The organism is Streptomyces sp. QH1-20, assembly GCF_041283565.1.
Lineage (GTDB): Bacteria > Actinomycetota > Actinomycetes > Streptomycetales > Streptomycetaceae > Streptomyces > Streptomyces syringius.
Genome location: NZ_CP166299.1, coordinates 3,696,676 through 3,720,338, shown reverse-complemented (window position 1 = coordinate 3,720,338; position 23,663 = coordinate 3,696,676). Strand labels below are relative to the sequence as shown.

General features: G+C 71.2%; 21 protein-coding genes. 17 read left to right on the top strand and 4 right to left on the bottom strand.

The genetic code is table 11. The features are described from left to right. Nucleotides 1–59: 59 nt before the first annotated feature. Nucleotides 60–1,100: an alpha/beta hydrolase gene (locus tag AB8O64_RS16645; RefSeq protein ID WP_370423878.1), complete on the bottom strand. Its 1,041-nt coding sequence runs from the start codon at nucleotides 1,098–1,100 to the stop codon at nucleotides 60–62. A gap of 234 nt (nucleotides 1,101–1,334) precedes the next feature. Between AB8O64_RS16645 and AB8O64_RS16640 the strand changes: the two genes are divergently transcribed. The 6 genes from AB8O64_RS16640 (at nucleotide 1,335) to AB8O64_RS16615 (ending at nucleotide 9,744) form a co-directional block, all read left to right on the top strand. Then, nucleotides 1,335–2,969: a serine/threonine-protein kinase gene (locus AB8O64_RS16640; protein ID WP_370419835.1), complete on the top strand. Its 1,635-nt coding sequence runs from the start codon at nucleotides 1,335–1,337 to the stop codon at nucleotides 2,967–2,969. 88 nt (nucleotides 2,970–3,057) lie between these two features. Beyond that, nucleotides 3,058–4,269, top strand: a complete 1,212-nt coding sequence (gene mqnC, locus AB8O64_RS16635; RefSeq protein ID WP_356448908.1) for a cyclic dehypoxanthinyl futalosine synthase — start codon at nucleotides 3,058–3,060, stop codon at nucleotides 4,267–4,269. A 10-nt stretch (nucleotides 4,270–4,279) separates the two neighbouring features. Next, on the top strand, nucleotides 4,280–4,726 hold the full coding sequence (locus tag AB8O64_RS16630; protein WP_370419834.1) for a hypothetical protein: 447 nt from the start codon (nucleotides 4,280–4,282) through the stop codon (nucleotides 4,724–4,726). A gap of 428 nt (nucleotides 4,727–5,154) precedes the next feature. Further along, a complete protein-coding gene (locus tag AB8O64_RS16625; RefSeq protein WP_130878895.1) occupies nucleotides 5,155–5,853 on the top strand; it encodes a demethylmenaquinone methyltransferase in 699 nt (232 codons plus the stop codon). A gap of 322 nt (nucleotides 5,854–6,175) precedes the next feature. Beyond that, nucleotides 6,176–8,356 carry a hypothetical protein gene (locus AB8O64_RS16620; RefSeq protein ID WP_370419833.1) on the top strand — a complete coding sequence of 727 codons (2,181 nt, stop codon included), beginning with the start codon at nucleotides 6,176–6,178 and terminating at the stop codon, nucleotides 8,354–8,356. 110 nt (nucleotides 8,357–8,466) lie between these two features. After that, nucleotides 8,467–9,744 carry a geranylgeranyl reductase family protein gene (locus AB8O64_RS16615; RefSeq protein WP_370419832.1) on the top strand — a complete coding sequence of 426 codons (1,278 nt, stop codon included), beginning with the start codon at nucleotides 8,467–8,469 and terminating at the stop codon, nucleotides 9,742–9,744. A 31-nt stretch (nucleotides 9,745–9,775) separates the two neighbouring features. On the opposite strand, the gene AB8O64_RS16610 is transcribed toward AB8O64_RS16615, so the two are convergent. The 3 genes from AB8O64_RS16610 to AB8O64_RS16600 all read right to left on the bottom strand — a co-directional run bounded on the left by AB8O64_RS16610 (nucleotide 9,776) and on the right by AB8O64_RS16600 (nucleotide 12,023). After that, a complete protein-coding gene (locus AB8O64_RS16610) occupies nucleotides 9,776–10,216 on the bottom strand; it encodes a protein phosphatase (RefSeq protein ID WP_370419831.1) in 441 nt (146 codons plus the stop codon). Nucleotides 10,217–10,283: 67 nt separating this feature from the next. Beyond that, nucleotides 10,284–11,045 carry a class I SAM-dependent methyltransferase gene (locus tag AB8O64_RS16605; protein ID WP_370419830.1) on the bottom strand — a complete coding sequence of 254 codons (762 nt, stop codon included), beginning with the start codon at nucleotides 11,043–11,045 and terminating at the stop codon, nucleotides 10,284–10,286. A 135-nt stretch (nucleotides 11,046–11,180) separates the two neighbouring features. Then, on the bottom strand, nucleotides 11,181–12,023 hold the full coding sequence (locus AB8O64_RS16600) for an NlpC/P60 family protein (protein WP_366687720.1): 843 nt from the start codon (nucleotides 12,021–12,023) through the stop codon (nucleotides 11,181–11,183). 751 nt (nucleotides 12,024–12,774) lie between these two features. Here AB8O64_RS16600 and AB8O64_RS16595 point away from each other — a divergent pair. Genes AB8O64_RS16595 through nuoK form a run of 11 tightly spaced genes read left to right on the top strand, consistent with a single transcriptional unit; the run spans nucleotide 12,775 to nucleotide 23,651 of the window. Next, the gene (locus AB8O64_RS16595; RefSeq protein ID WP_130878901.1) at nucleotides 12,775–13,134 is read left to right on the top strand and encodes an NADH-quinone oxidoreductase subunit A; all 360 of its coding nucleotides are present in this window, start codon (nucleotides 12,775–12,777) and stop codon (nucleotides 13,132–13,134) included. Nucleotides 13,135–13,146: 12 nt separating this feature from the next. Then, nucleotides 13,147–13,701 (top strand): NADH-quinone oxidoreductase subunit B family protein, encoded by a 555-nt coding sequence (locus AB8O64_RS16590; RefSeq protein ID WP_130878902.1) that lies wholly within the window; start codon nucleotides 13,147–13,149, stop codon nucleotides 13,699–13,701. Further along, nucleotides 13,698–14,414 carry an NADH-quinone oxidoreductase subunit C gene (locus AB8O64_RS16585; RefSeq protein ID WP_370419829.1) on the top strand — a complete coding sequence of 239 codons (717 nt, stop codon included), beginning with the start codon at nucleotides 13,698–13,700 and terminating at the stop codon, nucleotides 14,412–14,414. Before AB8O64_RS16590 ends, AB8O64_RS16585 begins: the two co-directional genes overlap by 4 nt. Beyond that, nucleotides 14,414–15,736 carry an NADH-quinone oxidoreductase subunit D gene (locus AB8O64_RS16580; RefSeq protein WP_365211381.1) on the top strand — a complete coding sequence of 441 codons (1,323 nt, stop codon included), beginning with the start codon at nucleotides 14,414–14,416 and terminating at the stop codon, nucleotides 15,734–15,736. Before AB8O64_RS16585 ends, AB8O64_RS16580 begins: the two co-directional genes overlap by 1 nt. Before the next feature lie 35 nt (nucleotides 15,737–15,771). After that, the gene (gene nuoE / locus AB8O64_RS16575) at nucleotides 15,772–16,605 is read left to right on the top strand and encodes an NADH-quinone oxidoreductase subunit NuoE (protein ID WP_370419828.1); all 834 of its coding nucleotides are present in this window, start codon (nucleotides 15,772–15,774) and stop codon (nucleotides 16,603–16,605) included. Beyond that, entirely contained in the window at nucleotides 16,602–17,963 is a 1,362-nt protein-coding gene (gene nuoF / locus AB8O64_RS16570; protein WP_130878906.1) for an NADH-quinone oxidoreductase subunit NuoF, read from the top strand. The genes nuoE and nuoF overlap by 4 nt, the downstream gene beginning before the upstream one ends. After that, nucleotides 17,960–20,485, top strand: a complete 2,526-nt coding sequence (locus AB8O64_RS16565) for an NADH-quinone oxidoreductase subunit G (RefSeq protein WP_370419827.1) — start codon at nucleotides 17,960–17,962, stop codon at nucleotides 20,483–20,485. Before nuoF ends, AB8O64_RS16565 begins: the two co-directional genes overlap by 4 nt. Further along, nucleotides 20,485–21,879, top strand: a complete 1,395-nt coding sequence (gene nuoH, locus AB8O64_RS16560; RefSeq protein WP_370419826.1) for an NADH-quinone oxidoreductase subunit NuoH — start codon at nucleotides 20,485–20,487, stop codon at nucleotides 21,877–21,879. Before AB8O64_RS16565 ends, nuoH begins: the two co-directional genes overlap by 1 nt. Then, nucleotides 21,869–22,519 (top strand): NADH-quinone oxidoreductase subunit NuoI, encoded by a 651-nt coding sequence (gene nuoI / locus AB8O64_RS16555; RefSeq protein WP_370419825.1) that lies wholly within the window; start codon nucleotides 21,869–21,871, stop codon nucleotides 22,517–22,519. Before nuoH ends, nuoI begins: the two co-directional genes overlap by 11 nt. Further along, complete coding sequence (locus AB8O64_RS16550) at nucleotides 22,516–23,355, top strand: NADH-quinone oxidoreductase subunit J (protein WP_370419824.1); 840 nt, start codon at nucleotides 22,516–22,518, stop codon at nucleotides 23,353–23,355. Before nuoI ends, AB8O64_RS16550 begins: the two co-directional genes overlap by 4 nt. Further along, nucleotides 23,352–23,651 (top strand): NADH-quinone oxidoreductase subunit NuoK, encoded by a 300-nt coding sequence (gene nuoK / locus AB8O64_RS16545; RefSeq protein ID WP_130878910.1) that lies wholly within the window; start codon nucleotides 23,352–23,354, stop codon nucleotides 23,649–23,651. The genes AB8O64_RS16550 and nuoK overlap by 4 nt, the downstream gene beginning before the upstream one ends. Nucleotides 23,652–23,663 lie beyond the last annotated feature (12 nt).

Sequence of the window (23,663 nt, the reverse complement as noted above, 5' to 3'; positions counted from 1 at the left end):
AGCTGTGGGGGCGGGGCGGCGGGCCCGGGATCGGATCACCGGGCCGCCGGGCCCCGGGCTCAGGAGGCCGGCGTCGGGCCTTCCATGTTCTTGCTGATGTACTGGATCAGGCCCTCGCCCATGCTCGGCACGTAGGTGTGCGCGTTGTGCGAGCCGCCCGGGATCTCCCGGAGCATGGTGTGGACCGGGCCCTTGCCGTACGTCGCCATGAACTTCTTGACGTTCTGCATGACGATCGGGGGTTCCTTGGTGCCGACCTGGAAGGCCAGGTAGACGTCCGGGCCCTTCCTGTTGATCAGCTCCTGGGCCAGCTTCTCCGGGTTGTTCTCCTGCTTCTCCTTGTCGTGACCGGCCCACAGCGGGGAGTCCGGCACGATGTCCGGGCCGGAGGCGATCACGGCCTTGAAGCGGTCCGGGTACTTCATGACGGCCTTCAGGCCGGCGAAGCCGCCGGAGGAGGAGCCCATGAACGCCCAGCCGTCACGCGACTTCAGGGTCCGGAAGTTCTGCTTGACCAGGTCCGGGACGTCCTCGGTCAGCCAGGTGCCCATCTTCGCCTGGCCGGGGATGTCACTGCCGTCGTAGTAGTACTTCTCGTCCGGGTTCAGGACCGGCATGGCCAGGATGAAGGGCAGGCTCTTGCCTTCCTTCGACCACTTGGCGATGGAGGACTGGAGCTTGAGGTCCGTGCCCATCCAGTAGTTGTTCGGGTAACCGGGACCGCCGGGCAGGGCGATCATGACCGGGAAGCCGCTCTTCTTGTACTGCGGGTCGTTGTACTGCGGCGGGGCCCAGACCCACACCTTGCCCTTGAAGCCGGACTTCTTGCCGTCCAGCGTCACGACGCCGATCTTCGTGCCGTCGCCCAGGGAGTTGGCTATTCGGAAGTCCGCCTTGGGTCCGGTCGGCATGAGGACCTTGGAGTCCGCGGGCTGCGCGCCGTTCTGGCCGCCGGCCTGGCCGCCCGTGCCACCGGTGGCGGGCTCGTCGTTGCCGAAGCTGACGGGCTTGCCCTTGTCGGTGAACGGGGGGATCTCGAAGTAGCTCATGACGGGCCAGGCGATCAGCCCGAGCACGGCTATCGACGCCACAACGATGATCCATCGTTTGGCGCGAGAGGCCCGGTGGTGGCCCTGGGACCGGTAGGCCCCCTCGTGTGAGTGCGGCATCGCGTCGCTCCGGATGATCCTGCTGCCCCGAAGGACATGACGGTTTGTTCCGACCTTGCAGATGGGCAAACCAGGCTGCGGGGTTCCTGCCGGGCGTCGTGAATTGAGTCATAGGCTGATTTCCGGGGTCGTACCGGCCCCCAGCAGGGGGAGACGGGGAGCCCGATGCAACCACTTCAGTCCGAGGATCCGCAGGTCATCGGCGCGTACCGGCTGCTGGGCCGGCTCGGGGCGGGCGGCATGGGCCGGGTGTACCTGGGCCGCAGCGCGGGCGGCCGCACGGTGGCGGTGAAGGTCGTCCACCCCCACTTCGCCGTCGACGACCAGTTCCGGGCCCGCTTCCGGCGCGAGGTGGAGGCCGCCCGGCGGGTCGGCGGCGCGTGGACGGCCCCGGTGCTGGACGCCGATCCGGACGCCGCCGTGCCGTGGGTGGCCACGGGCTATGTGGCCGGCCCCGCGCTCTCCCAGGCCGTGACGGAGACGGGCCCGCTGCCGGAGCCGACCGTGCGGGTGCTGGGCGCGGGCCTCGCGGAGGCCCTGACGGCGGTGCACGCGCTGGGCCTGGTGCACCGGGACGTCAAGCCCTCGAACGTCCTGCTGGCCCTCGACGGCCCCCGGCTGATCGACTTCGGCATCGCCCGCGCGACGGACGGCACCGCCTCCCTGACCGCGACGGGCGTCTCCATCGGCTCGCCCGGCTATATGTCGCCCGAGCAGATCCTCGGCGAGGAGGTGACGGGGGCGGCCGACGTCTTCTCCCTCGGCGCGGTCCTCGCCTACGCGGCCACGGGCGAGCCGCCCTTCTCCGGCGACAACTCCGCCTCCCTCCTCTACAAGGTCGTCCACGAGCCCGCGGAGCTCGGCCCGCGCCTCACCGGCGATCTGCGCGCGCTGGTCGCCGACTGCCTGGCCAAGTCCCCCGCCGACCGCCCCACCCCCGGCGACATCGTTCGCCGGCTCGCGACGGCGGCCGGTCCGCTGCCCCGCGTACGGTCCGGCTGGCTGCCCGCCCCGCTGGTCGAGCAGGTGAGCCTGCGGGCGGTGGAACTCCTCGACCTGGAGCCCGCCGCGGCGAGCGGCGGCTTCGGGCCGCCCGATCCGTCGTACGGCAGGGGCGTGGCGGACGCCCGCCCGCAGGCCCACGCGCTGACGCAGCCCTCGTACCCGCCGCTGCCGCCGCAGCGGGTGCCCGGGCCGGAGGACGAGACGGCCGGGCACAAGGGAGACAAGAAGATCGCGCTGTCCCTCGGCGCGAGCGGCCGCGAGCGGGAGCCGGGCAGACCACGGCGGGTGAGCTGCACGCTCGTGCTGTCGGTGGCCGGTGCGCTGGCCGCCGCGACGACGGCGGCGTTCGTCTTCGACCTGCTGCCGGGGTCCGGCAAGGGCGCCCACAAGGACGCGGCGGGGAAGCCGTCCGCGACCGTCTCGTCCTCGCCGGGGACGGCCGACGTGCCGCAGGCCTTCCGCGGCACCTGGACCGGCAACGTCCTGCAGTCCAACGGCACCCCCAACGGCACGATGACCAGCGTCATCACGGGCGGCGCCAAGGGCACGTACGTGATCCGGACGAAGTACTCCGTGCTCAACGTCGTGGAGTGCCGCAGCAAGGCCAAGCTGATCTCCGCCACCGACCGGAAGCTCACGCTGGAGGAGGTCACCGACGGGGAGCGGAGCCCGCTCTGCACGGGCGAGACGTCCACGGTCACCTACACCCTCGAAGCGGACGGCAGGCTGTCGTTCACCTCCGACGACCCCAAGGGTGGCAAACCCAGGTCCTCGCTCACCAGGAACGCCCGCTGACCGCCCCCACACCGCCCTGACCCACCGGTCTGTCAAGGCCCTGGCGTAGGGTGAATCGTCGTACACAACCCCTCCGAAGGGACGCCCGGTGACCGAGACCGCCGACCTCACGTCCGTCAATCTCGCAGCCGTCCTCGACCGGGCCGCCGCGGGTGGCCGGATCACCCCGGAGGAGGCGCTCGACCTGTACCGGTACGCGCCGCTGCACGCGCTGGGCTCGGCGGCCGACGCCGTGCGCCGCAAGCGCTACGCGGGTACCGAGCACATCGCGACGTACATCATCGAGCGCAACATCAACTACACGAACGCATGCGTCACCGCGTGCAAGTTCTGTGCCTTCTACGCCGCGCCGAAGAGCGACAAGGTGTGGACCCGCGACCTCGAGGACATCCTGCGCCGCTGCGAGGAGACCGTCGCGCTGGGCGGCACGCAGATCATGTTCCAGGGCGGACACCACCCGGACTACGGCGTCGAGTACTACGAGAAGCACTTCTCGGCGATCAAGAAGGCGTATCCGCAGCTCGTCATCCACTCCCTCGGCGCCTCCGAGATCGAGCACATGTCCCGGATCTCGGGCGTCACCGCCGAGGAGGCCATCCGCCGTATCCACGCCGCGGGCCTCGACTCCTTCGCGGGCGCGGGCGCCGAGCTGCTCCCGGAGCGGCCGCGCAAGGCGATCGCGCCGCTGAAGGAGTCCGGCGAGCGCTGGCTGGAGATCATGGAGCTGGCCCACAACCTGGGTGTCGAGTCGACCTCCACCATGCTGATGGGCACCGGCGAGACGAACGCCGAGCGGATCGAGCACCTGCGGATGATCCGCGACGTGCAGGACCGCACGGGCGGGTTCCGCGCCTTCATCCCGTACACCTACCAGCCCGAGAACAACCACCTGAAGGGCCAGACGCAGGCCACGCTCTTCGAGTACCTGCGCATGATCGCCATCGCGCGGCTCTTCCTGGACAACGTCGCCCACATCCAGGGCTCGTGGCTGACCACCGGCAAGGAGGTCGGCCAGCTCTCCCTGCACTACGGTGCGGACGACCTCGGCTCGATCATGCTGGAGGAGAACGTGGTCTCCTCGGCCGGTGCGAAGCACCGCTCCAACCGCATGGAGATCATCGACCTCATCCGCAAGGCGGGCCGCGTCCCGGCGCAGCGCGCCACGACGTACGAGCACCTGGTGGTGCACGACGACCCGGCGAACGACCCGGTGGACGACAGGGTCGTCTCGCACCTGTCCTCGACGGCGATCGAGGGCGGCACGGCGCATCCCGAGCTGAAGCTCGTCGCCTCCGACTGAGGGCCGCGCGGTGCTGACGCTTCACACGGCGCCCTTCGTGCGCCGCACCTGGGACGAGGAGCCGATCGTCGACGGCGGTGTCGCCGTCGACGGCGACCGGATCGCGGCGGTCGGCCCGCTCCAGGACCTGCTGGAGCGGTTCCCGGGCGCCCGGGTCCGGCAGTGGCCCGGCACGCTCGGCCCGGCGCTGGTGCACGAGGGCCCGCTGCCGGACGCGCCCAGCCCGCGCGAGCGGGTGCACGAGGTGCTGAAGCGGGGCGGCGGGGCCGTGACGGCCGAGCACGTGACGGATCCTGAGCTGCGGGCTGCCGCGGGGCGGGTCGGGGTGGCCGTTCCAGGGCGGGTACGACCGGTGGCGATCGCCGAGACCGGGCGCGCGGATCTGGCCGTCTTCACGGAGGACGGCCGGTGCGTCGCGACGGTGCTGGGCGGGCGGCTGGTGCACCGTCGGGCCTGACGGCCTGCGGCCGGGCGTCGTCAGTGATCCGTAAGGACGCCGTCGCCGCACGTCAGAGCCGCATTAAGGGGAACGGTTTATACCGCTTCCACCCACCAGGATGGGAACCGCGGGGACGGCCGCTCAGGCCGCTTCGCGATGCGCCCTGTGGAGGGCCCGGGCAATCATGCGTACTGCCGGGCCGTAAGGACGCGCACGCCGGAGGAAGCGTCGGCCGTCGAGGGGGCGGTCGGGCAGGGGAGCCGGCGGTCCCGGGAAGCGGGGGTTTCCGGGGCGGCGCAGTCGGCATCGCGAGGCGGCGGCCCGCCAAGGGGGGCGGTCCGTCCTCGACCAAGCGGACGGCGCCGAAGCGCGCTCCGTCCGGCGCGAACCGCACCGCCCGGCCCCCTGCTCCACCGCGCCGGACGCGCACCGTGAACAATGGGGGCGTGACCCGAGCATCCCTGGACAAGCAGCCGCACGAAGTCGCCGCGATGTTCGACGACGTGGCGGCGAAATACGACCTGACCAACGACGTGCTGTCGCTCGGCCAGGCCCGCCTGTGGCGCAAGGCGGTGGCCCGCGCGGTGGCCGCGCGCCCGGGGGAGAAGGTGCTGGACCTCGCGGCCGGCACGGGCACCTCCTCGATGCCCTTCACCGCCGACGGCGCCTACGTCGTGCCGTGCGACTTCTCCGTCGGCATGCTGCGCGAGGGCAAGAAGCGCCACCCGTGGCTGCCGCTCACCGCCGGTGACGCCACCCGGCTTCCCTTCGCGGACGACGTGTTCGACGCCGTCACCATCTCCTTCGGGCTGCGCAACGTGCAGGAGACCGACACCGCGCTGCGCGAGCTGCTGCGGGTGACGAAGCCCGGCGGGCGCGTGGTGATCTGCGAGTTCAGCCACCCCACGTGGGCGCCGTTCCGCACGGTCTACACCGAGTATCTGATGCGGGCCCTGCCGCCGGTCGCGACGGCCGTCAGCAGCAACCCCGACGCGTACGTCTACCTCGCCGAGTCGATCCGCGCCTGGCCCGACCAGGCCGCGCTCGCGGCACGGCTCCAGCAGGCCGGCTGGTCGAAGGTCGCCTGGCGCAATCTGACGGGCGGAGTCGTGGCGCTGCACCGGGGGATCAAGCACGCCGGGTAACCCTTGGGCAGGGCATATCCCGCAATTAGGGCGGATGTTGACGGTTTGTCATGGGCAGGGTGTGTGATCTGTACGATCATCCGCACCCCCCATCCGAACCGCCCGCCCGAATACGGGAGCACCATTGCCGTCGTTCTGTCCTGCCTGTGGTTCCGCGTTCGTCCAGGACGCGCGTTTCTGCATGAAGTGTGGCCGGGAGCGTCCGCAGGAGGCGGGTGCGGTTGCCTCGGCGACCCCGGCCGCCGTCCCGGCGACCCCGGCCGCGCCGCCCGCAGTACCGCCGGCCGCGCCGCCCGCGGCGCCGCCACTGCCACCGCCGCCCTTGTCACCCGCGCCCCCCGCCTACGCGCCGCAGGGCGGCTACGCGCAGCCCGGCCCCGGCGCGCTGTTCCTGCGCCGGACGTTCACCGGCGACTGGCTCGGCTCGGCCAAGGCCGTCCTGTGGCCGACCGCCCTCCTGCTCGTCCTCGCGCTGGCGGTCTCCCTCCCCTCCTCGGACGACTACGAGGAAGCGGACTTCGCTCATTGGAGTGACCGCTTCCAGGTCGTCATCGCGGTGCTGATGCAGGGCCTCGGCGGCACCTTCGAGGTGGAGACCAGCCGCGGCGGCAGCCTCATCACCATGTTCGTGCAGGGCAGCGGCTCGCTGTCCGTATGGCTGCTGACGTTCACGCTCGCCTGGGCGGGCGCCGTGGGCCTCGGAGCGCGTCTGCTGCGCCGCTCGCGGCCGCAGGGTGCGAGCGGCGGCGCGGAGGCCGCGCTGCGGATCGGGCTGCTGTCGGGCGCGGTCGTGCTGGTGCTCGGCCTGTACGGGCAGCCGGACGTGAAGGTCTTCACGGTCGACACCTCCCCGGTGCTCGCCGCGCTGTTCACGTGCGCGCTGTCGGGCGCGGTGAGCGCGAGCGTGCTGTGCCGCGAGGAGCTCCTCGCGCGGTGCGGTGCGGGCGCGTTGATGGCCGTACGGGCGTGGGGCACCGCCCTGCGCGCCCTCGGGCTGACGGTCGCGCTCTGCGCCGTCGTCGTGTTCGTGGTCGTCGCGTCGAATGCGAGCGACGTCTCCGGCTGGGGTGTGGTGGCCTCGCTGCTGGTCCTCGTCAATCTGGCGCTCATGGCGCTCGGACTGTCGTGGGGCGCGAGCGTGGAGGCGTCGGCCGCCAAGGGCCGCGGCGGCGAGGAGGGCGGCACCTTCGGGCTCTCCCAAATCGGTGACACCTACGGCGGCTGGGCGCAGACCGGCGCGCTGGCGTTGGGCGTCGTGTGCGCGGTGATCCTGGCCCTCCTGCTGGCACGGCGCTCGGCCGACCGGCGCGAACAGGCCCTCTCCGGGGCCTTCTTCCTCGGGGCGTTCTGGCTGCTGTCCCTCGTCTCCGGCGCGGAGATGGAGATGTCGGCGGGCACGAGCTTCGGCTACGGCTCCCAGTCCGGCGAGGGCCGGCTGGGGCCCGACGTAGGTGAGTCGCTGCTGTTCGGCCTGCTGTGGACGGCGGGAGCGGTGCTCCTGGCCGCGTTCCTGACCCGTACCGGCCGTACGACACCGGGCATTCCGCCGGGCTACCCGGCGCCGCCGGTGGCGTGGCCGGCCCCCGCGGCCCCCGCAGCGCCCGTGGCACCCGCCGCGCCTCCCGCGGCGCCCGCACAGCCGCCGGTCGCCCCGGCGGTAGCGGTGACCCCCGCGGCCCCTGCCGCACCGGCGGCCCCCGCCGCCCCCGAGGTGCCGACGGCCGTCACGGACGTCACCCCGGCAGTCCCGGCGGCCCCCGCGACAACTCCGCCGCGCCGCACCGGCCGTAGCCGGATCTTCATGTGGGTGGCCGTCGGTCTCGCCGCCTTCGTGGTGGGCGGCGCCGCCGCGGGCGGTGTGCTGCTGATGAACAAGAAGAACGACGAGAAGAGCGGCGGCGGCAACGGGACCGCCCAGGCGAACAGGCCCGCCGCGAGCCCGGCCGACGGTGCGAAGGCGAGCGGCGGCCCGGCGACCGCCCAGCCGCCCGTCTCGCCCTCCACCTCCCCGGCCCCGTTCCACGACGCGCCCGTCCCGGAGAAGGACCTGCCCAGCGGCTACTCGACGACGATCGCCCCCGAGGGCTTCTCGATCGTGCTGCCCGACGGCTGGCACCGCATGGACAAGGGCAGCGGCCAGATCGACTTCGTGGGCTCCACGGGCTTCCGTCACGTGCGGGTCGGCATCGTCAGGGACCTCGGGAAGTCCGCGCACGACCACTTCCTGGAGCTGGAGAAGGTGGTCTCCCGGCAGGACGGCTACCAGCGGGTCCAGCTGACGGCCAACACGTTCCAGGGCAAGCAGGGCGCGCTGTGGGAGTGGACGTACAAGGAGAAGGGCTCCGGCCGTCTCGTGCGCTCCATCGACCAGGCGTACATCGACGACACCGGTACCGAGTACGCCATCCAGTACGAGGACTACGACGAGAACTGGACCACGACGCGGACCGTCTTCGACAACGCGGTGCGGTACTGGAGGGTCGCCCCGCTCGACATCGACTAGCGGGGGCCGGTCCGCGCGGGCGGGGTACGGGGTGGCCACTGGCCGCCCGTACCCGTCCGGCTCATAGACTCGGGCGTGACCAGCCCCCTCGCCGAACGGGAGAGCCGACCTTGACCGACTCAGAGCGCAGCGCCGATGTGATCGTGGTCGGGGCGGGTCCCGCCGGCTCGACCACCGCGTACTACCTGGCCAAGGCGGGGCTCGATGTCCTCCTGCTGGAGAAGACGGCGTTCCCGCGCGAGAAGGTGTGCGGTGACGGCCTGACCCCGCGGGCCACCAAGCAGCTCGTCTCCATGGGGATCGACATCTCCGAGGAGGCGGGCTGGCTGCGCAACAAGGGCCTGCGCATCATCGGCGGCGGCGTCCGCCTCCAGCTCGACTGGCCGGACCTCGCCTCCTTCCCCGACTACGGCCTGGTCCGTAAGCGCGACGACTTCGACGAGCAGCTCGCCCGCCAGGCCCAGAAAGCCGGCGCCCGGCTGTACGAGCGCTGCAACGTGGGCGCGCCCGTCATCGACGACCGCACGGGCCGCATCACGGGCGTGCACGCCAAGCTCGGCGAGGAGAAGACCCCGGTCACCTTCCACGCCCCCCTGGTGGTCGCCGCCGACGGCAACTCCACCCGGCTCTCCCTCGCGATGGGCCTGCACCGCCGCGAGGACCGCCCGATGGGCGTGGCCGTCCGGACGTACTTCACCTCCCCGCGCCACGACGACGACTACCTGGAGTCGTGGCTGGAGCTGTGGGACCGGCGCGGCGCCACCGACCGGCTGCTGCCCGGCTACGGCTGGATCTTCGGCATGGGCGACGGCACGTCCAACGTCGGCCTCGGCGTCCTGAACACCTCCAGCTCCTTCAAGGAGCTGGACTGGCGCGAGATCCTCAAGGCGTGGTGCGCCTCGATGCCGGAGGACTGGGGCTACACCCCGGACAACATGACGACGCCGATCCGCGGCGCCGCGCTTCCGATGGCCTTCAACCGCCAACCCCACTACACGCGCGGCCTGTTGCTCGTCGGCGACGCGGGCGGCCTGGTCAATCCGTTCAACGGCGAGGGCATCGCCTACGCCATGGAGTCCGGCCAGCTCGCCGCGGACGTCATCGTCCAGGCCCACGCCCGCTCCTCCTACGCCCAGCGCGAGCTGGCCCTGCAGCGCTACCCGAAGGTCCTCAAGGACACCTACGGCGGCTACTACACGCTGGGCCGCGCGTTCGTGAAGCTCATCGGCAACCCGAAGGTCATGCAGATCGCGACGCAGCGCGGCCTGACGCACCCGCTGCTGATGAAGTTCACGCTCAAGATGCTGGCGAACCTCACGGACCCGACGGGCGGCGACGCGATGGACCGCATCATCAACGGGCTGAGCAAGGTGGCCCCGCGCTCCTGACGGTGGCCGGCGCGCGTCGTACGGCGCGCGCCTACGCCGGCCCGTCCGCGAAGCGCCTCACGTAGCGCCGCTGCCAGGGGGTTTCGACGGCGTGCGGGTCGTAATGCTCGCGGACGAAGGCCACCGCCCGGTTGGCCGGCACCCCGTCGAGCACGGCGATGCAGGCCAGAGCCGTGCCGGTGCGCCCCCGGCCGCCACCGCAGGCCACCTCGACCCGGTCGCCGGCGGCCCGCTCCCAGGCCTCGCCCAGCACCCCCCGGGCGTCCGTGCCCCGGGCGGGCAGCCGGAAGTCCGGCCACCGCAACCACCGTGCCTCCCAGGGCACTTCGGGCGGCTGCTTGCCGAGCAGATACACGGCGAAGGCGGGCGTGACCCCGGCCGGCAGGCCCCGCCGCAGCCCCCGCCCCCGCACGAGCCGCCCGGACGGCAGCCTCAGCACACCGGCGGCGTTCGGATCCCAGGTCTCGGTCACGCCCGCCACGATAATCGGCGTGGCGGTGAGGTGGCGACCGCTACCAGGGCCCCCGCAGGGCCTCGGGTCAGGCCGGCTTGCGGGCCTCGATCAGGAAGCGGGTCGAGTGCGCGACGAAGGAGCCCTCGGCCCGGATGTGTTCGTCGAGCTCGCGCAGCCGGTCGCGGTACCGGTCGACGGTGAAGCCGGGGACCATCCAGATCACCTTCCGCAGGAAGTAGATCACCGCGCCGATGTCGAAGAACTCGGTCCGCAGGGACTCCAGCCGCAGGTCGAGGATCTGAAGGCCGGCCGCCTCCGCCTCCCGCCGCTCGTCGTCGGGGTGGCGCCTGCGCCGGATCTCCTCGGGCTGCGGGCCGAGGAAGTACTCGACCAGTTCGAAGACGCTGGCCGGGCCGACGTGCTGGGCGAGATAGGTGCCGCCGGGGCGGAGCACCCGGGCGATCTCCGACCACCACACCGTCGCCGGGTGACGGCTGGTCACCAGGTCGAAGGCCGCGTCGGCGAACGGCAGGGGCGGTTCGTCGGGGTCCGCGACGACGACCGCGCCGAGCGGGTGCAGCAGCTCGGTCGCCTTCGCGACGTTCGGCGGCCAGGACTCCGTGGCCACCATCAGGGCGGGCAGCTTCGGTACCCCGGCGAGGACCTCACCGCCGCCCGTCTGGATGTCGAGAGCGGCGGACGCGCGGGCCAGGTGCTCGCCCATCGTGCGCTGGTAGCCCCAGGAGGGGCGCTGCTCGGTGGCCCGGCCGTCCAGCCAGGAGAAGTCCCAGCCGTCGACCGGGACGGTCTCGGCCTCGGCCACCAGTTCCTCAAAGGTTCGTGCCATACCAGGATTGTTGCGGCAAATCACTCGGCGGCCAAGCGAATTCTTCCGCGCCCGGGGCGCCGCCGCACACGCCGAAGGCCGCCGTCCCGAGCGGAGGGGAACGGCGGCCTTCGAAGGATGCTGGGGGTACCCGCGTCACATGACGCGAACGGCACCCGTCGGCGGGGAGTAGCTCATCGAGCGCTCGACGACACCCGTGCTCGGGTTCTGCGCGCCGATGAACTTGCCGTCACCGATGTACACGCCCACGTGGTAAGCGCTGCCGGCGGAGCCCCAGTAGAGGATGTCGCCGACCTGGAGGTTGTCGAGGGACACCGCGGTGCCCGCCGTCGACTGGTCCTGCGAGATGCGGGGGAGGTCGATGCCGATCTGGCTGTAGGCCGACATGACCAGACCCGAGCAGTCGAACGAGGAGGGGCCGGTGGAGCCCATCACGTACGCCTTGCCGACCTGCGCCTTGAGGTAGGAGACCAGCGTCGCGGCCGAGCCCGTGGCGGAGGAACCGGCGGTGGAGCCGGAGCCCGCGGTCTCGGTGCCCTCGGAGGAGTCGGCGGAAGCGGACTTGGTGCCCAGCTCCGAACGGTCGGAGGTGCGGGAGGCGCGGGCCTGCGCGGCTTCCTTCTCCTTGGCCTCGGCGACCTTCTTCTCGGCCTCGGCCTTGCGGTCGGCCTCGTCCTTGACCTTCTTGGCCTCGGCGCGGGCCTCGCCCTCGGCCTTCTCCTGCTGCGCCTGGACCTCGTAGTCGAAGGCGGCCTGGTGCGTGGAGGCGGCGCTCTGCGTGATGGAGGCGGCGAGGGCGGCGTTGATCGCCGGCATCTCCATCGTCGACTCGACGGGCTTCTCGGCGGCGTTGGCGGCCGCCGCCCCGGTCACCGCGAGGGTGCCGAGGACACCGCCTGCAACGCCGGTGCGGACCACCCAGGACTGCGTCGCACGGCGGGGCTTCCGGTGGCTGGTTATCTGCGCGTTCGGGGACATGGAACAACGGCTATCAGTCCCCGTAGGTTGAGATCAACAAAAGTGGCGTGCGCCACAATCGCCGTGCGCGCGCCTGGAATTCGGACTTTTCGCCCCCGGGGTCGTCGCGACCGTGACCTGCCCGTGACCCGCGATCATGTGCCTCAGCATGGCATTTGGCCATCCGCGCCGCCCATTGGACGGCCTATCACTTTTATGGCTCGCCCGTCGAGGCTTCCCCTCGAATCCGCACAGGAAACCTGTCGTCGCGTGGCGGACGTCACGCCACTCCCGCCCCGTGCGCCCTTCCCGGGCCGGGGGGCGAATCGGAGCGCACCCCGCGATCGGGGAGCAGTGGGTGCCGACGGATGACCGCCGTCGTCCCACCGAGTGGCACTCCCTTATCAGTTGACGGGTGGCATTGCCAATTTGCCTGCACCGGCCATGGCTTGATAATGGCTCACCCCTTCCCACCAGCGTGAACGCCCCTGAATGTCACCTCTCGTGATCACTCGGCCGCTTCGCGTATGAAGATCACTGCTCATCCGACTTGATGATCGTTCGTCAGGTGGCGTAGATCACAAACACCGGCGCGTACCCCGTGTCGCAGATCACAGACCGGCGGGCATAGGATGCAGGCGACCCGGGCTTGTGAACTGCCTCACATGGGGGTGATCTTCGTGGCGACGCCACGGCCCCCGGATCTGAGCGCGGTGCGCCCGCCGGGTCCGGTCAGCCAGCAGTCAGCGTCGACTGGAAGGAGCGAGGAGCGGTGAACGCCTACGCGCCCATCCTCGTACTGGGAGCCCTCGGAGCAGGCTTCGCGATCTTCTCCGTGGTCATGGCCTCGCTCATCGGGCCCAAGAGGTACAACCGCGCCAAGCTCGAGGCCTATGAATGCGGCGTCCAACCGACCCCGCAGCCGGCCGGTGGCGGGCGCTTCCCGATCAAGTACTACCTGACGGCGATGCTCTTCATCGTCTTCGACATCGAGATCGTCTTCCTCTATCCCTGGGCCGTCACCTTCGACGCCCTGGGGTTGTTCGGGCTCGTGGAGATGCTGCTCTTCGTGCTCACCGTCTTCGTCGCCTACGCCTATGTCTGGCGGCGCGGCGGCCTGGAATGGGACTAGGGGGCACCAACCGTGGGACTCGAAGAGAAGCTGCCCAGCGGCTTCGCGCTGACCACCGTCGAGCAGGCCGCCGGCTGGGTCCGCAAGTCGTCCGTCTTCCCGGCCACCTTCGGCCTGGCCTGCTGCGCCATCGAGGTGATGTCGACCGGCGCCGGGCGCTACGACCTCGCCCGCTTCGGCATGGAGATCTTCCGCGGCTCGCCCCGCCAGGCCGATCTGATGATCGTGGCCGGGCGGGTCAGCCAGAAGATGGCGCCGGTGCTGCGCCAGATCTACGACCAGATGCCGAACCCCAAGTGGGTGATCTCCATGGGGGTCTGCGCCTCCAGCGGCGGCATGTTCAACAACTACGCCATCGTGCAGGGCGTCGACCACATCGTGCCGGTCGACATCTATCTGCCCGGCTGCCCGCCCCGCCCCGAGATGCTGATGGACGCGATCCTGAAGCTGCACCGGAAGATCCAGGGCGAGAAGCTCGGCGCGCACCGCGAGGAAGCGGAGCGTGAGGCGGAGCAAACGGCGCTCAAGGCCCTGCCGTTGATCGAGATGAAGGGTCTGCTGCGGTGAGCGAGCAGGAACAGGCACCGGACGAGCGGCTCCCGGGCCAGCGCGGCGAGCAGGGCGAGGCCATTCGCGTCCAGCGCGGCATGTTCGGCGTCGGGAACGGCGGCGACACCAGCGGCTACGGCGGCCTGGTGCGGACCGTACGGCTGCCGGGAGCGTCGAGCCGCCCGTACGGCGGCTGGTTCGACGAGGTGGCCGACGAGCTGGAGGGCGCCCTCGAGGAGCAGGGGCTCGTCCCGGAGAACGCGATCGAGAAGACCGTCGTCGACCGCGGCGAGATCACCTTCCACATCGCCCGCGAACACCTGCCGCGCGTCGCCCGCACCCTGCGCGACGACCCGGCGCTCCGCTTCGAGCTGTGCACCGGCGTGAGCGGAGTGCACTTCGAGGGCGACAAGGGACGCGAGCTGCACGCGGTCTACCACCTGCGCTCGATCACCCACAACCGGCTGATCCGGCTGGAGGTCAGCGCCCCCGACAGCGATCCGCACGTGCCGTCGATCGTCGACGTCTACCCGACCAACGACTGGCACGAGCGCGAGACCTACGACTTCTTCGGCCTGATCTTCGACGGCCACCCGGCGCTCACGCGGATCTTCATGCCGGCCGACTGGCAGGGCCACCCGCAGCGCAAGGACTACCCCCTCGGCGGCATTCCCGTCGAGTACAAGGGCGCCCAGATCCCGGCTCCGGACCAGCGGAGGTCGTACACCTGATGAGCACTCCCCGAGCCAGTGCCCGCGACACCACCGAGGGCCCCGTCTACACCGTCACCGGTGGCGACTGGGACGAGATCGCGGCGGCGGCCAAGCGGGCCGACGACGAGCGGATCATCGTCAACATGGGCCCCCAGCACCCCTCCACCCACGGGGTGCTCCGCCTGATCCTGGAGATCGACGGCGAGACGGTCACCGAGGCCCGCTGCGGCATCGGCTATCTCCACACCGGCATCGAGAAGAACCTCGAATACCGCAACTGGACGCAGGGCACCACCTTCGTCACGCGCATGGACTACCTCACCTCGTTCTACAACGAGACGGCGTACTGCATGGGCGTGGAGCGGCTGCTCGGCATCGAGGACCAGGTCCCGGACCGGGCCACGATCGTCCGCGTGATGCTGATGGAGCTGAACCGCATCTCCTCGCACCTGGTGTGCATCGCCACCGGCGGCATGGAGCTCGGCGCCACCACGATCATGATCTACGGCATCCGGGACCGCGAGATGATCCTGGACCTGTACGAGCTGATCACCGGGCTGCGGCTGAACCACGCGTACATCCGGCCCGGCGGGCTCGCCCAGGACCTGCCCCCGGGCGCGGTGGACGCGGTGCGCGAATTCGTGAAGAAGATGCGCAAGAACTTCCCCGAGTACGACAAGCTCGCCACCGGCAACCCGATCTTCAAGGGCCGGTTGCAGGACGTCGGTTATCTGGACCTCGCCGGCTGCATGGCCCTCGGCGCGACGGGCCCGATCCTGCGCGCCGCCGGCCTCCCGCACGACCTGCGCAAGTCCCAGCCCTACTGCGGCTACGAGACGTACGACTTCGACGTCCCGACCGCCGACACCTGCGACGCCTACGGGCGCTTCCTCATCCGGCTGGAGGAGATGCGCCAGTCGCTGCGGATCGTCGAGCAGTGCCTGGACCGGCTGGAGCCGGGCCCGGTCATGGTGGCCGACAAGAAGATCGCCTGGCCCGCCCAGCTGGCGCTCGGCCCGGACGGCCTCGGCAACTCCCTCGACCACATCAAGAAGATCATGGGCACCTCGATGGAGGCCCTGATCCACCACTTCAAGCTGGTGACGGAAGGCTTCCGGGTACCGCCCGGGCAGGTGTACGTGGCGGTGGAATCCCCCAAGGGCGAGCTGGGCGTGCACGTGGTCAGCGACGGCGGCACCCGCCCCTACCGCGTCCACTTCCGCGATCCCTCCTTCACCAACCTCCAGTCCATGGCGGCGATGTGCGAGGGCGGCCAGGTGGCCGACGTCATCGTCGCCGTCGCGTCCATCGACCCCGTGATGGGAGGCGTCGACCGGTGAGTGCCACATCGAGCAGTCAAGGGGTGCAGCTGGGGATGCCGCAGCTCCCCGCCCCCGACTACCCCGCAGAGGTCCGCGCCCGGCTCGACGCGGACGCGAAGGAGGTGATCGCCCGCTACCCCGACAGCCGCAGCGCGCTGCTGCCGCTGCTGCACCTCGTCCAGGCCGAGGAGGGGCACGTCACCCGCACCGGCGTCCGCTTCTGCGCCGAGCAGCTCGGCCTGACCACCGCCGAGGTCACCGCGGTCTCGACCTTCTACACCATGTACCGCCGCCGGCCCAGCGGCGACTACCAGGTGGGGGTCTGCACCAACACCCTGTGCGCGGTGCTCGGCGGCGACGCCATCTTCGACGCCCTGAAACAGCACCTGGGCGTCGGCAACGAGGAGACGACCCCCGACGGCAAGGTCACCCTCGAACACATCGAGTGCAACGCCGCCTGCGACTTCGCGCCCGTCGTGATGGTCAACTGGGAGTTCTTCGACAACCAGACCGTCGAGAGCGCCAAGCGGCTCGTCGACGACCTGCGCGCGGGCCGCACGGTCGAGCCCACGCGCGGCGCCCCCCTGTGCACGTACAAGGAGACGGCCCGCATCCTGGCCGGCTTCCCCGACGAGCGGCCGGGCGCCGTCGCGGCGACCGGTGGTGCCGGGCACGCCTCACTGGCGGGACTCCGGCTGGCCCGGGGCGAGAGCGGACCGGCCCGGGTCGGCCCCCCGCGCGGCGGCGTACCGCAGCAGGACACCCCTCCGCACCACGACGAACAGCCGCCCCAGCGGCACCCCAGCTCGCACGACGCACCCCAGAAGACGTCCGACTCCGACCCGGACTTCCCGGCCGGGCCGATCGCCGAGGAGGGGGAGGGATGACCGTGGCAGCCGCTCTCAACGAAACCAGTCCCGAGAAGCTGCTCGCACCCGTGCTGAGCGCCTTCTGGGACCAGCCGGAGTCCTGGACGCTGGAGACCTACCGGCGCCACGACGGCTATCAGGGCCTGCGCAAGGCACTCGCGATGTCCCCCGACGAAGTGATCGCCTACGTCAAGGACTCCGGGCTGCGCGGCAGGGGCGGCGCGGGCTTCCCCACCGGGATGAAATGGCAGTTCATCCCGCAGGGCGACGGCAAACCGCACTACCTCGTCGTCAACGCGGACGAGTCCGAGCCGGGCACCTGCAAGGACATCCCGCTGCTCTTCGCCAATCCACACTCCCTCATCGAGGGCATGCTGATCGCCTGTTACGCGATCCGCTCGGAACACGCCTTCATCTATCTGCGCGGCGAGACCGTCCCCGTACTGCGCCGGCTGCACGAGGCCGTGCGGGAGGCCCGCGCGGCGGGCTACCTCGGCCGGAACATCCTGGGCAGCGGACTCGACCTCGAGATCACCGTGCACGCGGGTGCGGGGGCGTACATCTGCGGCGAGGAAACGGCACTCCTCGACTCGCTCGAAGGCCGCCGCGGCCAGCCCCGGCTCCGGCCCCCCTTCCCCGCGGTCGCCGGCCTCTACGCCTGCCCCACCGTGGTGAACAACGTCGAGTCCATCGCCTCGGTTCCCGCGATCCTGAACCGCGGTAAGGACTGGTTCCGTTCGATGGGCAGCGAGAAGTCCCCGGGCTTCACGCTCTACTCCCTCAGCGGCCATGTCGCGGGCCCCGGCCAGTACGAGGCGCCGCTGGGGATCACGCTGCGCCAGCTGCTGGAGATGAGCGGCGGCATGCGCCCCGGCCACCGGCTCAAGTTCTGGACGCCGGGTGGCTCGTCCACCCCGATGTTCACCGACGAGCACCTCGACGTGCCGCTCGACTACGAGGCGGTGGGCGCCGCCGGATCGATGCTCGGCACCAAGGCCCTGCAGTGCTTCGACGAGACGACCTGTGTCGTGCGGGCCGTCACCCGCTGGACCGAGTTCTACGCCCACGAGTCCTGCGGCAAGTGCACACCCTGCCGCGAAGGCACGTACTGGCTGGTGCAGTTGCTCCGCGACATCGAAGCCGGCAAGGGGCGCATGGCCGACCTCGACAAGATCAACGACATCGCCGACAACATCAACGGCAAGTCCTTCTGCGCACTCGGCGACGGCGCCGCGAGCCCGATCTTCTCCTCGCTGAAGTACTTCCGCGAGGAGTACGAACGGCACATCACCGGCAAGGGCTGCCCCTTCGACCCGGCCGCGTCGACGGTGTGGGCCGACGACACCAGGACGTCGCACCCGGAGGTGCACGCATGACCGTCACCACGTCCGCCCCCTCCGGAGGAGAGGCGGCGCCGCCGCCGGACGATCTCGTCTCCGTCACCATCGACGGCATCGCCCTCTCCGTGCCCAAGGGCACGCTCGTCATCCGGGCCGCCGAACTGCTCGGCATCGAGATCCCCCGGTTCTGCGACCACCCGCTGCTCGACCCCGCCGGTGCCTGCCGCCAGTGCATCGTCGAGGTCGAGGGCCAGCGCAAGCCGATGGCGTCCTGCACGATCACCTGCACCGACGGCATGGTGGTCAGGACCCAGCTCACCTCGCCCGTCGCCGAGAAGGCCCAGCGCGGGGTGATGGAGCTGCTGCTCATCAACCACCCGCTCGACTGCCCGGTCTGCGACAAGGGCGGCGAATGCCCCCTGCAGAACCAGGCGATGACCGCCGGGCAGTCCGACACCCGCTTCGAGGGCCACAAGCGCACCTTCGAGAAGCCGGTGCCGCTCTCCCCCCAGGTGCTGCTGGACCGCGAGCGGTGCGTGCTGTGCGCGCGCTGCACCCGCTTCTCCCAGCAGATCGCGGGCGACCCGATGATCGAGCTCCTGGAGCGCGGCGCGCTCCAGCAGGTCGGCACGGGCGAGGGCGACCCCTTCGAGTCGTACTTCTCGGGCAACACCATCCAGATCTGCCCGGTGGGGGCGCTCACCTCGGCGGCGTACCGCTTCCGCGCCCGGCCCTTCGACCTGGTCTCCTCGCCGACGGTCTGCGAGCACTGCGCGGGCGGCTGCGCGACGCGCACCGACCACCGGCGCGGCAAGGTCATGCGCCGCCTCGCCGCCGACGACCCCGAGGTCAACGAGGAATGGGTGTGCGACAAGGGCCGCTTCGCGTTCCGCTACGCGCAGCGGCCGGACCGGCTGACGCACCCGCTCGTGCGGAACGCCGACGGCGTGCTGGAGCCGGCGAGCTGGCCCGAGGCGCTCGACGCCGCGGCCCGCGGGCTGTCCGCCGCGCGCGGCCGGGCCGGGGTGCTGACGGGCGGCCGGCTGACCGTCGAGGACGCCTACGCCTACGCCAAGTTCGCCCGCGTCGCCCTCGACACCCATGACATCGACTTCCGCGCCCGCGTGCACAGCGCAGAGGAGACCGACTTCCTCGCGGCCCGGATCGCCGGGCGCGGCCGGGACGTCGACGGCGGCGGGCTGACGTACGCGGCGCTGGAGAAGGCCCCGGCGGTGCTGCTCGTCGGATTCGAGGCGGAGGAGGAGGCGCCCGGGGTGTTCCTGCGGCTGCGCAAGGCGCACCGCAAGCACGGGCAGCGTCTCTTCGCCCTCGCCACGCACGCCACGCGCGGGCTGGTGAAGGCCGGCGGCACGCTGCTGCCCGCCGCCCCCGGCACCGAGACCGAGTGGCTGCGGGCGCTGGCGGACACCGCCGGTCTCTCCGGCGGGCTCGACACGGGCGGCCGGGCCGCGGCCGACGCGCTGCGCGCCCCCGGTTCGGTGATCATCGTGGGGGAGCGGACGGCGGCCGTGCCGGGCGCCCTGACCGCCGCCGTGGCGGCCGCCACGGCGACCGGGGCGAGCCTGGTGTGGATCCCGCGCCGGGCGGGCGAGCGGGGCGCGCTGGAGGCGGGCGCCCTGCCGGGCCTGCTGCCGGGCGGCCGTCCGGCCACCGACCCGCGCGCGCGGGAGGAGACCGCCGCCGCGTGGGGCACGGCCGAACTGCCCCGCAGCCCCGGCCGGGACACCGGCCAGATCATCGAGGCGGCCGCCACGGGCGAGCTGGGTGCCCTGGTGGTGGCCGGGGTGGAGGTCGCGGACCTGCCCGACCCGGCACGCGCGCGTGCCGCGCTGGACGCCATCGGCTTCCTCGTCAGCCTGGAACAGCGGCCGAGCGAGGTGACGGACCGGGCGGACGTGGTGCTGCCGGTCGCCGCGGTGGCGGAGAAGTCGGGCACGTTCCTCAACTGGGAGGGCCGGGCCCGTCCGTTCGAGGTCGCGATCAAACCGGACCAGGTGACGCGGCGCCATCTCATGCCGGACATCCGGGTGCTGCACATGCTCGCGGACGCCATGGGCGCGGCCCTCGCGCTGCCGGACGTCCCGGCCGCACGGGCGGAAATGGCCCGGCTCGGCACCTGGACCGGTGCCCACGCGGCGGACCCGGCCGAGTCCGCCCGTCCGCTGCCCGTCCCCCGGCCCGGCGAGGCGGTCCTCGCGGGCCACCGGCTGCTGCTCGACGAGGGACGGCTGCAGGACGGCGACGAAGCGCTGGCCGGCACCCGGCACGCGGCCCTCGCCCGGCTCTCCGCCGCCACGGCGGCGGAGGCGGGAGTGCGCGACGGCGAGTCGCTGGCCGTCACCGGCCCGGCCGGGACGGTGCGGCTGCCGCTCGCCGTCACGGCCATGCCGGACCGGGTGGTGTGGCTGCCGCTGAACTCCGTCGGCGGCTCGGTCGCCGACGCTGTGGGCGTGAGCCCGGGCGCGCTCGTACGGATCGGCCCGGACACCTCCGGAGCGGATACGGCCGGCACCGGCGCGCGGGAGGTCCGGCTGTGATGACGAACCTTCCCCCGCTCCACGAACTGGCCGCCGAGGACCTGTCGATGTTCGGCCGGGACCCCTGGTGGCTGATCGCCCTCAAGGCGGTCTTCTGCTTCGCGTTCGTCATGGTGACCGTGCTGCTCTCGATCGTCTTCGAGCGCAAGATCGTCGCCTGGATGCAGTTGCGCATCGGCCCCAACCGGCACGGCCCGTGGGGCATGCTGCAGTCCCTCGCGGACGGCATCAAGCTGATGCTCAAAGAGGACGTGATCGTCAAGCGCGCCGACAAGGCGGTCTATCTCCTCGCCCCGGTCGTCGCCGCCGTCCCGGCCTTCATGGCGATCGCGGTGATCCCCTTCGGCCCGGCCGGCAACGAGGTCTCCATCTTCGGCCAGCGCACGACGATGCAGCTCACCGATCTGCCGATCGCGGTGCTCTACATCCTCGCCACCGCCTCCATCGGCATCTACGGCATCGTGCTCGCGGGCTGGTCCTCCGGCTCGACCTACCCGCTGCTCGGCGGACTGCGCTCCTGCGCGCAGATGATCTCCTACGAGATCGCGATGGGTGTCTCCTTCGCCGCCGTCTTCCTCTACTCCGGGTCCATGTCGACGTCGACGATCGTCGACGCGCAGCAGGACCGCTGGTACGTGCTGCTGCTGCCGGTCTCCTTCCTCATCTACATCGTGTCGATGGTCGGCGAGACCAACCGGGCGCCGTTCGACCTGCCCGAGTCCGAGGGCGACCTGGTCGGCGGCTTCAACACCGAGTACTCCTCGATCAAGTTCGCGATGTTCATGCTGGCCGAGTACGTCAACATGGTCACCGTCTCGGCGGTCGCGGTGACGCTCTTCCTGGGCGGCTGGCGGGCCCCGTACCCGGTCTCGGCCTTCTGGGAGGGCGCGAACCACGGCTGGTGGCCGATGCTCTGGTTCGTCATCAAGCTCCAGCTGCTGCTGTTCTTCTTCATCTGGCTGCGCGGCACGCTGCCGCGGCTGCGCTACGACCAGTTCATGAAGCTGGGGTGGAAGGTTCTCATCCCCGTCTCGATGGTCTGGCTGATGCTCGTCGCCACGGTGCGGGCACTGCGCAACGAGCGGTACGACTTCCAGGAGATCGTGCTCTACGTCGGCGGCGCGGTCGTCGCGATCCTGCTGGTCTCCTTCGTGTTCGACATCTTCCGCGACCGGGGCGGGCAGCGGGACGGCGCCGACGGCGTACCCGCCGAGCCCGGGCCCGGCTTCGACCCGATGGCGGGCGGCTTCCCCGTGCCGCCGCTGCCCGGGCAGACCCTGCCGCCGGTGCCACGGCGCCGGTCGCGCCAGGACCGCGAGCTGATTGTCAGTGGTGGCGTCGATACTCTCAGTGACGAATCCCGTGACGGAAAGGAGGCCGGTGGTGCCTGCTGAGCCCTCCCGGGGGGACACCCCCCGGACCCCCTTCCAGAACCCCGTGGCCGGCTTCGGCGTGACCTTCAAGGCCATGTTCAAGAAGCGGCTCACCGAGCAGTACCCGGAGGAGAAAAAGCTCACCGCCCCCCGCTTCCACGGCCGTCACCAGCTCAACCGCCACCCCGACGGCCTGGAGAAGTGCGTCGGCTGCGAGCTGTGCGCGTGGGCCTGCCCGGCGGACGCGATCTATGTGGAGGGCGCGGACAACACCGACGAGGAGCGTTACTCCCCGGGTGAGCGCTACGGCCGCGTCTACCAGATCAACTACCTGCGCTGCATCCTCTGCGGGCTGTGCGTCGAGGCGTGCCCCACCCGGGCGCTGACGATGACCAATGAGTACGAGCTGGCCAACACCACCCGCGCCTCCCTCATCTACACCAAGGAGGAGCTGCTGGCGGGGCTCGACGACCGGATGGTCGACACCCCTCACGCGATCTTCCCCGGCATGACCGAGCAGGACTACTACCGCGGTCTGGTGACCGGCGCCGCGCCCGGGACCGTCCAGCAGACCGCGGTCTCCAAGGGGGGCAAGCCGCAGGAGGGTTCCTCCGACTTCGGCCCCGGGGAGCCCGCCGCACGGAAGGTGGCCGGGAAATGAGTGCCGGTACGTTCGCCTTCGCCGCCGCTTCCACCGCCTCGACGGGTGAGGCGGTCCAGTTCTGGGTGCTGGGCACCGTCGCCGTGCTCGGCGCGCTCGCCACCGTGTTGATGAAGAAGGCCGTGCACAGCGCCCTGTCGCTGGCCGCCACCATGATCATCCTGGCGGTCTTCTACCTCGCCAACGGCGCGTACTTCCTCGGCATCGTCCAGATCGTCGTCTACACCGGCGCGATCATGATGCTGTTCCTCTTCGTCGTCATGCTGGTCGGCGTCACCGCCGCCGACTCCCTCAAGGAGACGATCAGGGGCCAGCGCTGGCTCGCCGCCGCCTGCGGGCTGGGCTTCGGGATCCTGCTCATCGCCGGCATCGGCAACGCCTCGCTCCGCCAGTTCAACGGACTCGGCCAGGCCAACTCCGGCGGCAACGTCCAGGGCCTCGCGGCCCTCATCTTCACCAAGTACGTCTTCGCCTTCGAGCTCACCGGCGCCCTGCTGATCACCGCAGCCGTCGGCGCGATGGTGCTCACCCACCGCGAGCGCGCCGAGCGCGCCGCGACCCAGCGCGAGCGGTCCGAGGCGCGCGTCCGAGAAGGCAAGCAGCTGCCGCCGCTGCCCGCACCCGGCGTCTACGCCCGGCACAACGCCGTCGACATCCCCGGCCTGCTGCCCGACGGCACACCCTCCGAGCTCACCGTCAGCCCGACGCTCCGCGCCCGGGGCCAGATCCGTGACGTCTCCGGCCAGGCGCTCGCCGAGCTGGCCGCCCTGGAGCAGCGCTCCGGGGACTGGCTGGAGCGCGGCCACAGCGAGGACACGAAGGGGGCCGCGAAGTGAGCCCGGTCAACTACCTCTATCTGGCGGCTCTGTTGTTCACCATCGGAGCGGCCGGCGTGCTGATCCGGCGGAACGCGATCGTCGTCTTCATGTGCGTCGAGCTGATGCTGAACGCCTGCAATCTGGCGTTCGTCGCCTTCTCCCGGATGCACGGCAATCTCGACGGCCAGATCATCGCCTTCTTCACGATGGTCGTGGCCGCCGCCGAAGTCGTCGTCGGCCTGGCGATCATCATGACGATCTTCCGCTCCCGCCACTCGGCCTCGGTCGACGACGCCAGCCTGCTGAAGCTGTAAGGGGACGCTGAC